Source organism: Bacteroidota bacterium (assembly GCA_034439655.1).
In the GTDB taxonomy this organism is placed as follows: domain Bacteria; phylum Bacteroidota; class Bacteroidia; order UKL13-3; family UKL13-3; genus CANJUD01.
This window is the reverse complement of record JAWXAU010000085.1, coordinates 1-8,946: the sequence shown is the minus strand read 5'-3', so window position 1 is coordinate 8,946 and position 8,946 is coordinate 1. Positions and strand designations below refer to the sequence as shown.

The window sequence follows — 8,946 nt, the reverse complement described above, 5'->3', positions numbered from 1 at the left end:
TAAAAAAGGGCAGCATTCTAAGTTTTAAAATTCGTGTTTCAAACCTTTATATTTATTAGAATCGAATTATGAAAGAGGTCTATTGAGTTTCGGTATTATTACTCTTAAAATATTTTATAACGCAGGGCCAATTAAATAAAACAATATATCAAAACAATTATATGTATTTTTGCATTTCAGTAACCACTGAAAAAATGAAAAAAATCACCTTAATATTTTTCTTGGCACTCGTGTTTATGGCAAGCCACTACACCATGGGGCAGCAGGTTAAGCCTACTAAGCCCAAGCCCGCTGCTACACCTGGCCCTAAAGTAGCTGCAAAACCTAAACCCATTGCAGCAAAACCTTCGGCTGCTGCAAAACCAGCAGGTCAGGCTGAGCACAAACAAGCAAGAACAGAGGTGGGCGTAACAGGCATGTCATCCAATTTTGGTGCATGTGCCAGTATCACTTTGAAAAATGCTACCCTCGATTTTTGGCCAACGAACAGTACAAATCTTGAAAACCCTAAAAAAACAAAGAAACAATTTGTACGTTTGGAGATTGATATCTTGTCGAACTGCGAAGAAGCTTATAATTATAATTACACCTCATTCCGCATGAAATGTTCCGATGGAAGCATTGTAATGACCTCTGTTCATTTAGATATTTCACGGGTACCTGATCAAAAAACCGAAATTCACGAATTGGCCAAAGGGCAAACCTTAACTACCGCTTTATATTTTGAAGTTCCTGAAACCGAAACAGTAAATTCACTCTCTTTTATTGTGAATGGATATGATGCTGCCGGTGTGGGCATAGCTATGGAATTAAAATTAGTAAAATAAATATTTTATAATACTTCTACAATATTATATACACGCCCATTAAAATTTACTTTATCGCCCGCTACCTTGCCCATCATCTGCTGAGCAAGTGGTGCTGTGAGTGAAACTGCAAAATAAATAATACCATCAATTTCAAATTTTCCAGCACCGATCGCTATATAATAGTAGCCGATATCTGTTATCACCAAACTTCCAGTTCCTGCTTTTTTCTGAGTGAGTTCGGGATTAATTTTCAATAATATATCTTGCAATTTATTGGCTTCCTTCATTTGTGTACCAAGTTTTTCTTGTTCAAAATGCATCATAGCCCTAGTGGTTTCGTACTTATCTCCCATCGAGCTTTTGGTTTCCTCGTTAGCGGCTGCACGTGCATCATCCACAGCCATTTGAATGGATGCAATACGTTGCTCAATATAGTTTTTGCAACAATTATATATTTCTATTTTACGGTTCATAGAGCAATCCTTCTTCGTCTTCGCCCTTCATGGCTTTTTCACAATCGGGGGTACGTAAATACTTATTTCTATCTGCAGGATAATATAGTTTATTTTGTATGGTTTTCCATGCATCAAAAGTCATAGAATCCCAATGTAGTATAGACAGGCGATATTGATAAATTTGAAATGAGTTGTGCCATACAAATAAAAGAACCATAACAAGCATGAGCCAAGATTTCTTTTTAAGTTTAGCTATACAAATTTCAAAAAAAGCAGCCAAAGGAAATATCCAAAAAGCAAATGATTCTATATAGGCACGCAGGCTATAACTGCCGCCATACCACCAACACCACCAACTACTCACCATATATATAACTACTATAGTATATATTATTATTGCCCAAAAACCAGTTTGAACATACTTTTTCAAAAAGAAAAATCCAATAAAGGCAAATACCATAATGGGAGTATATACTAACAAACCTTTGCGGAAACTGATAAAGGTACTTAATATATGTGGATTATTAAAGTAGAATCGTTCATCACCATAGGAATAAAAGAACCAATCGCCTGTTATATATTTCCAATACATTAATTGCGGCGTGTAAACTGCAAATGCCACGATTCCCATTAAAATGAATTTGGGTATATGCCGCCACCAAAAAACAAATCGTTCCTTCAAACTTTGCCAACTGCTTACTCCCCAAAAGGCTGGAATAATAATTATAACAATATTGGATGGGCGAACCAATATACATAAGCCTGCTAAAAGCCCGATTAATACCACTATGCCCCAGCGAGTTTTTTGATAGAACCTTATGGTGAACTCAAGGATTAAAGTAAATAAAAACAAACTGTATGCATGCCCAAGCATTCCTTCCACAATGGTATAATAATATAAGTTCGTGGCCAAGCCAATAGCCAATAAAGCCAATGCCACAGCCCCGCTGCTGAAAAACCGGGTAAGAATGCGTGAGGACAACCATAGCCCAATGATACAATAAAAAATACTACTTAAGCCAAGCCAAAATTGATAAGGAACACTCCATCCGTCAGCAATATCGCCAGTAATAAGAGCATGCACATGCCCGATAAAAAAAAACGGACTATATAATACTGCCATCCCCATACTTACCTTTTGCACCCTCGCTCCATTTGCAGATTTCACCCAAAAATAGTTATGCTGTTTGTATATATTAGAATCGACAAATTGGAAGCTGATATCGTGGTGAATAAAAGTGGCCGGCAAATAACTATAGTAAGCTTTCATGTCCCATATAATCAATTCTTTCTTATTGTATTTGCCAATATATATATAAGTGCAAAGCCATGTAATTGCCACAGCAGCCAAGGCTAAGCGAATGTAAAGTGGTTTAGCTTGCATGAAATTTTTACTATATAATTATATATCTTATGATCCTCAATTATTGGGATAGCTTTCAGCAAATTTTTTAAAATCGGAGCAATATTTCATGCTTTGTTTTTTGAAAGCCCCGGGCATAAGTACCGCAATTAGTTTCATAAAACCTTTAAATCGGAATTCTTGTTCTGTTATATATATTGTTTTATTTTCGCCCACAGGAATAAATCTATTTGTAACCACATTGTAAACTCCATTAGCTTCATAGGTTCCTGAAAATTCTTGTGGTAAATTTCTAACGACGATGGTTTCAATCATTTCAATATCCCTTTTGCCCAATTTAAAAACCAATTTGGATTTTGCCCCAGGCTGTCCGGCTGTGCCACTCAGGTGCTGAAAGCTTTGCAAGCCCTCCATCCATTTACTCAAATGGTCTGGATTATCAAATAACTCAACTACTTTGTTTACTGGTATATTTATTTCAATTTCTGTAGTATATTTCATATTATAAGCAATTTTGGGCAAATATAATCCAAGAAAACTTATAACCACAAAAAAAGCCCAATCCGATAGGTTGAGCAATTAAATTATGCCACTAATATATTTTGGTTTTATTAAGAACTAAGAGCCTGCCCCTGCTTGTTTTGCTCTTCTAGTGTCCAGCTATCGGTAACGGTTGTTTCAAGCCATATTTTTCCTGACTTGCGATATACTTGCATCGACAATCCAAATATATCATTGAATTCAGCTTCCAGTTCCCTTACAGTCATATATGGTGTAATTAAAATACTACCTTTCTTTTGAACGGTCCTGCATTCACCTAAAGTTTTATTAGTATATATCACTAAATTCCTTTTAGATGTATTATTTGAGTGGGAAGGATTAGAAAAAAAATCAACCTTTAAGTACGGAAAAAGCTGACTGAATTTTTCAATTATTTCAAATATCTTCTGACTGTCATTTATTGTAATTTTCATGGTACTTATCGGTTCGAGTAAATTTATAATATTCATTTAATATTATGCTGTAAAAATTTTTAATTTTCCTAAAATATAGTCAATCGTAATTGTATCCCACGCTACTGGAATTACCATTAAAAAAATAAGAATGGCCAAACGAGGAAATACAAACTGCATATCCCACATGGGTTTTACAATACCAAAACCTATTGATGCAATTATAATATCAGCACCTAGAATATATAATGATACATATTTAAATAATCCCAAGGTGAGCAATAAACCACCTATCAGTTCTAAATAAGATGTAACCCAAACCCCTATTACGGTGAGTCTTTTAGGAATTCCTCTCACTGCAAAGGGTCCATAAAATGATTCAATAATATTCTCAATCTTCACATTAAAAATAGCATCATACCCTTGAAAGAAAAATAATAATCCCAAGAATACACGAGCAATGAGTGCCGCTATTTCTAAATGGTAATCAATAATTGTTTGCATGATGCTTTTGTTCCAGTATGATAGGGTACAAAAGTCGTTTTACAATAAATTAATGTGAATGACGCTAATCAGAGTCTAAAATGATTGTTGTCATGAATAGGAGGAGTAAGGAATTAGGAGTAAGGGCTCTGCCGCGGCGGACGGCTTCAGCTCCTTACTCCTTACTCCTCGCCTCTTAATTTTTTATCTTCACCAGCCCTTCATAATTAATAATTGAAATTGTACCGCCTTTTATTTCAACTAATTTTTCGTCTTTAAAGTCACTGAGAACACGGATTGTTGTTTCTGTTGCAGTACCAGCAAGGTTGGCTAGATCTTCGCGTGAAAGCACCATCGTGAATTTATCTTCATCTTCTTTTTTATAGCGTTCATAAAGAGTGGCAAGGGCTTCAGCTACTCTTTTTCTCACAGAATTATACGCCAGTTTGAGAAGTTGTTCTTCCTTACTTTTTAAATTATCAGAAATCATTTTGATAAATTTGCGAGATACATGTGCATTCTTATGTATCAACGAAAGAAAATCTTCTTTAGGTATCAAACATATTTCTGAATTTTCGAGAGTGCTGGCTGAATCGGTATATTTTTCATCTTCTAATAAGGGCACATAGCCAATAAAATCTCCCTCTTTATATAAACCTGTTATATATTCTTTCCCTTGTTCATTGGTTTTATATGTCTTTACTTTTCCGCTGCTTATAAAGTATACACCTCTTGCATAATTACCTTCTTTATATACTTTCTCTTTGTTTTTATATCCTTCGGTATGGCTAGTTTCAGAGAGCTCTTTCAAGGTATCGATTCCCTTTATATTATTAAAAAAATCATTGAGTCCGCCTATATTTTTTTCAAAATCTTTTTTAAGAATTTCCGATTTTTTAATGCGACTTTCAATCGCTGTAAGCAGTTCAAGTTTATCAAAGGGTTTGGTAAGATAATCATCGGCACCCATATCCATTCCTTTTCTAAAATCACCACGTTCAACTTTGGCTGTTAAAAAAATAAATGGAATACTAGCGGTCTCTTCCATTTTCGATAGCAGATGTAACACGCCATATCCGTCGAGTATGGGCATCATAATATCGCATATAATAATATCGGGCATTTCTTTTTGTGCAAGCTCAACACCCTCTTTTCCATTACTTGCTGTCACTACTTCGTACTGCGAAAGTTCAAGAATTTCAGCAGTGTTTTCACGCATGTGCTTATTGTCTTCAATTAATAATATTTTTTTATTCATTGGTTTTAATTTTTAATAAGATTATCTAAACCCCGTTGCTCTTACCAACTGAAATTTTATTGTGGTAAAGTTATGGTAAATAAGGTTCCCTTTTCTTCTTCGCTTTCAACGGCAATTGAGCCATTCATCAATTCTAAATATTTTGCAACTATATTGAGGCCAAGGCCTGTTCCTTGTATATTTGACGCGTTATAGCCACGGAAAAATCTTTCAAATAAATGTTCTTGGTCGGCTGGTGAAATTCCCATTCCATCGTCTTTCACAGATATGATAACATTTGAATTATCAACTTCAGAATTTATCAATATTACATCACCTTCGCCCGAGAATTTGATAGCATTAGAAACCAAGTTGAACAATATATTTTTTAGTAATTTTATATCTAACATTACTGATTCAATACCCACGTGATTATATTGTATTTTTTGATCGGGTAACAGTAACATTTTCATTTCGACTACTATTTCATTTACAAATTCTTTGAGGTTGAATTGTGCAGCCATATTAATCACTTTACCCTCTTCAAGTTTGCCAATGGAAAGGAAATCATTGAGAATATCTGTGAGACTGTTAATAGTTGTTTTAATACGTTCAATATGTCTATTTTGTTTTTCTTTATCATTCTTTTCTCCATACTCAGCCACTAGCCAAAGAGATGATAGAATAGTAGCCAAAGGAGTACGAAACTCGTGTGATGCCATCGACACAAAACGAGATTTCAATTCATTTAGTTCTTTCTCTTTATATAATGCATTATTTAAATCTTCTTTGGTTTTTTCCAATTCTACTATAGCTTCTTCCAAAATTAAAGTTCGATTATGGACTTGCTTTTCAAGATCCCCTGTATAGTTTTTCATTCGTTCTTCTGCCATTTTGCGAATCGTAATATCTATAATAAATGCAATTACAAATTTTCCACGATCGTCCTGATAAGGGCTCAAACTAATCTCTACTGGAAATTCAGATCCATCCTTTTTCAATGCGAATAATTCCATTTCGCCACCCATCGAACGTGGGTGTGGATTGTGACCATAACCTTCGCGGTGATGGTGATGACGCTGTGCAAATTTCTGAGGGATTAATACTTCAACTTTTTGGCCCAAAAGTTCACCTGCATTATAGCCAAACATTCTCTCTGCACTGGGGTTGATACGAGTAATCTCTCCTTTATCATTGGTAAAAAGAATCCCCTCAGTTGCATAAAGGAACAAGGCTTCGATTCCTTCGCTGCTATCCATTTTAGGTTTGTGTATACTGTTTCTGTTCATCGCAAAAGTATGAAATAAAAACGGACAAATTCGAATATTTCTGAGAGACTAAAAATGACCATAGTCATTTTTGAAAGATTTTTTTCGTCATCTTGCTCGCCTCGACGAATAGTCAACCCAATCATCAAAATCTTTTGAAAGCTTTTATGATGAGACGAAAGATCTGTTAAAATCGGAGACGGATTATTAATTGTACCTTCTTCGCTACGTCTCTCGCAGTAAACTCAGCAGCTTTCGCTTCTACGCAAATTCTCTCGCAGAGGACTCAGCAACTTACACCTATCCTACTCTTTCGCTAATTTCACAATATCACGCACCTCCAATATAGCCTTATCATATCCTTTAGTAACACTATGAATCATGGCCAAACCAAGCTCTGCAAGCGTAGAAAAAAACTTTGGGAACACCAGATGAAGCAAAGGATACATCCAAGATATATATTTATAAAACGTCAAGGTATTCTTTAATCCTTTAGTAGGTTGCATATACCCTGGCCTAAACATATAGGCACTTTTAAATGGCAATTTCATCAAATCATTTTCGGTTTTGCCTTTTATGCGAGCCCACATACTCCTGCCCTTCTCACTGCTATCAGTGCTTGCTCCCGATATGTAACAAAAGGTCATGCCTGGGTTTAATCTGGAAAGTGTTTCTGCCACATGCATCGTTAAAGTATAGGTTAATTTTGTATAAGTTTCTTCATTCATTCCAATTACGCTCACTCCCAAACAGAAAAAACAAGCATTATAGTTTTGCAATTGATTCTCGATTGCAGCCAGATCCATAAAATCATTATGAATAATTTCTTTTAGTTTAGGATGGGTAATACCGCAAGGCTTTCTGTTGATTACCAATACTTGCTCTACATCCGCATGCATCAGGCATTCGTGCAATACCCCTTCGCCCACCATGCCTGTGGCTCCTGTCAATACGGCTCTTATTTTCATATATAATAATGTTTAATTATTGCAAATTAAGAGATTTCACCTCAATAAATTCCTCATTTTGTTTAAGTACGAATAAAAGGGATAATATTTTTTAACATGTAAAAACCTGAAATTTAGAATTTTAGAAACACCCTCGCTGCTATTTTAATTTATTAGTATTGCGTATTGGGGTTTATTGCCTAATATTGAAGCTTAAACTCAATAAATTATTTTTTAAATGAAACAAGGTAAAGTTAAATTTTTCAACTCCGATAAAGGATTTGGATTCATTTGTGACAACGAAACAGGACAAGACATTTTTGTCCACACTTCAGGCTTAATTGATACTATCCGCGAAGGCGATGTAGTAAATTTCGAGGTAGAAGAAGGAAAAAGAGGACTAAACGCAGTTAAGGTTAGCATTGCTTCCTAAATAGTTTTTTTACTTAATAGAAAAACCCATTCGTAACAGAGTGGGTTTTTTTATTTTATGGGGGGGCCTACCGTCATTCTTTTCGCCGCGGCGAATTGCTTCAATGTGAAGAATCTTTTGAATCGGAGACGAGACTCAAAATAACAATCAATACTTTTCAATAAATAATATAATTAGGTATACGACGTTGGGTATAATATTTATTTCGTCTACGATTTCGGCAGATTCTTCGTCTCGTCTTAAAACTTATTGTTAAGTATTTTAAACTGCCGTTTGACGATTCGCCGCGGCGAACAGAATGACGATGATCACTACCTCAAAAGTGTAACCGTGCCCTTATATTCATTTTGAACTTGGCCTTGCATATTATATACTTTTAGTTGATATATATATACACCTTGCTCACAGGGTTGCTCTTTATAATTGCCATCCCATTGCGGGGTATTGCTTTTATCAGTAGAGAAGAAAACATTTACTCCCCAGCGGTTATATATAGTCATTTCCCAGCCTTGGCAATTGCTGCAGATAGGATAAAAGGTTTCATTGAGGTTGTCTTTATCATGGTTAGGGGTAAAGGCATTGGGAATAAAAATAGTATAAACATCATGAATATATACGGTAACATAAGTAGTATCAAAGCAACCGTAACGGTTATAGGCAATGGGTTTTGCAACATAAGTTCCTGTATCTTTATAGCAATAAGTTATACTATCAAAATTTATCAATGAATCGTTATTGCCGTAATAAAATATAGTGGTATCAGCTAAAGTAGTATTGTTTTTAAAGAATATACAAGGATGGAATATATCAGTAGTTTGTGGGGTTGCCGTGAAAGAAGCAACGGGGCTTACTATATTAACTATAACCGTTTACACAATCTACTTTATACTCCCTCCTTTACAAAAAGGAAGCAAAAGTGTTTTTATTTACCAAGGTGATTTTTGCTTGAGAGGCCCAATGCAAAACCGTGGTCAAAACAACAGCTTGCTACTCGTATG

Annotated in this window: 12 protein-coding genes; 3 read left to right on the top strand and 9 right to left on the bottom strand. The window is 35.2% G+C overall.

What is annotated here, in order from left to right:
- Window positions 1–194: 194 nt before the first annotated feature.
- The gene (locus tag SGJ10_05415) at window positions 195–827 is read left to right on the top strand and encodes a DUF4352 domain-containing protein (protein MDZ4757562.1); all 633 of its coding nucleotides are present in this window, start codon (window positions 195–197) and stop codon (window positions 825–827) included.
- A gap of 5 nt (window positions 828–832) precedes the next feature.
- Here the strand turns inward: SGJ10_05415 and SGJ10_05410 are convergent, their stop codons facing one another.
- The 8 genes from SGJ10_05410 to SGJ10_05375 all read right to left on the bottom strand — a co-directional run bounded on the left by SGJ10_05410 (window position 833) and on the right by SGJ10_05375 (window position 7,536).
- Window positions 833–1,282, bottom strand: coding sequence for a 3-oxoacyl-ACP synthase (locus SGJ10_05410; protein MDZ4757561.1), 450 nt, complete (start codon window positions 1,280–1,282; stop codon window positions 833–835).
- The gene (locus SGJ10_05405; GenBank protein MDZ4757560.1) at window positions 1,272–2,648 is read right to left on the bottom strand and encodes a hypothetical protein; all 1,377 of its coding nucleotides are present in this window, start codon (window positions 2,646–2,648) and stop codon (window positions 1,272–1,274) included. Before SGJ10_05405 ends, SGJ10_05410 begins: the two co-directional genes overlap by 11 nt.
- 36 nt (window positions 2,649–2,684) lie before the next feature.
- Complete coding sequence (locus SGJ10_05400; GenBank protein MDZ4757559.1) at window positions 2,685–3,128, bottom strand: SRPBCC family protein; 444 nt, start codon at window positions 3,126–3,128, stop codon at window positions 2,685–2,687.
- A gap of 110 nt (window positions 3,129–3,238) precedes the next feature.
- On the bottom strand, window positions 3,239–3,601 hold the full coding sequence (locus SGJ10_05395; protein MDZ4757558.1) for a hypothetical protein: 363 nt from the start codon (window positions 3,599–3,601) through the stop codon (window positions 3,239–3,241).
- A 42-nt stretch (window positions 3,602–3,643) separates the two neighbouring features.
- On the bottom strand, window positions 3,644–4,084 hold the full coding sequence (locus SGJ10_05390; GenBank protein ID MDZ4757557.1) for a DoxX family membrane protein: 441 nt from the start codon (window positions 4,082–4,084) through the stop codon (window positions 3,644–3,646).
- A gap of 175 nt (window positions 4,085–4,259) precedes the next feature.
- Window positions 4,260–5,321 (bottom strand): response regulator, encoded by a 1,062-nt coding sequence (locus tag SGJ10_05385; protein ID MDZ4757556.1) that lies wholly within the window; start codon window positions 5,319–5,321, stop codon window positions 4,260–4,262.
- A gap of 56 nt (window positions 5,322–5,377) precedes the next feature.
- Complete coding sequence (locus tag SGJ10_05380; GenBank protein MDZ4757555.1) at window positions 5,378–6,589, bottom strand: PAS domain-containing sensor histidine kinase; 1,212 nt, start codon at window positions 6,587–6,589, stop codon at window positions 5,378–5,380.
- Window positions 6,590–6,873: 284 nt separating this feature from the next.
- On the bottom strand, window positions 6,874–7,536 hold the full coding sequence (locus SGJ10_05375; GenBank protein ID MDZ4757554.1) for an NAD-dependent epimerase/dehydratase family protein: 663 nt from the start codon (window positions 7,534–7,536) through the stop codon (window positions 6,874–6,876).
- 217 nt (window positions 7,537–7,753) lie between these two features.
- Here SGJ10_05375 and SGJ10_05370 point away from each other — a divergent pair, with 217 nt between their 5' ends.
- Complete coding sequence (locus SGJ10_05370; GenBank protein ID MDZ4757553.1) at window positions 7,754–7,948, top strand: cold shock domain-containing protein; 195 nt, start codon at window positions 7,754–7,756, stop codon at window positions 7,946–7,948.
- Between the two features lie 311 nt (window positions 7,949–8,259).
- On the opposite strand, the gene SGJ10_05365 is transcribed toward SGJ10_05370, so the two are convergent.
- The gene (locus SGJ10_05365; protein MDZ4757552.1) at window positions 8,260–8,673 is read right to left on the bottom strand and encodes a gliding motility-associated C-terminal domain-containing protein; all 414 of its coding nucleotides are present in this window, start codon (window positions 8,671–8,673) and stop codon (window positions 8,260–8,262) included.
- Between the two features lie 28 nt (window positions 8,674–8,701).
- Here SGJ10_05365 and SGJ10_05360 point away from each other — a divergent pair.
- Window positions 8,702–8,946: hypothetical protein (locus SGJ10_05360; GenBank protein MDZ4757551.1), on the top strand; the 245-nt coding region annotated here is incomplete at its 3' end.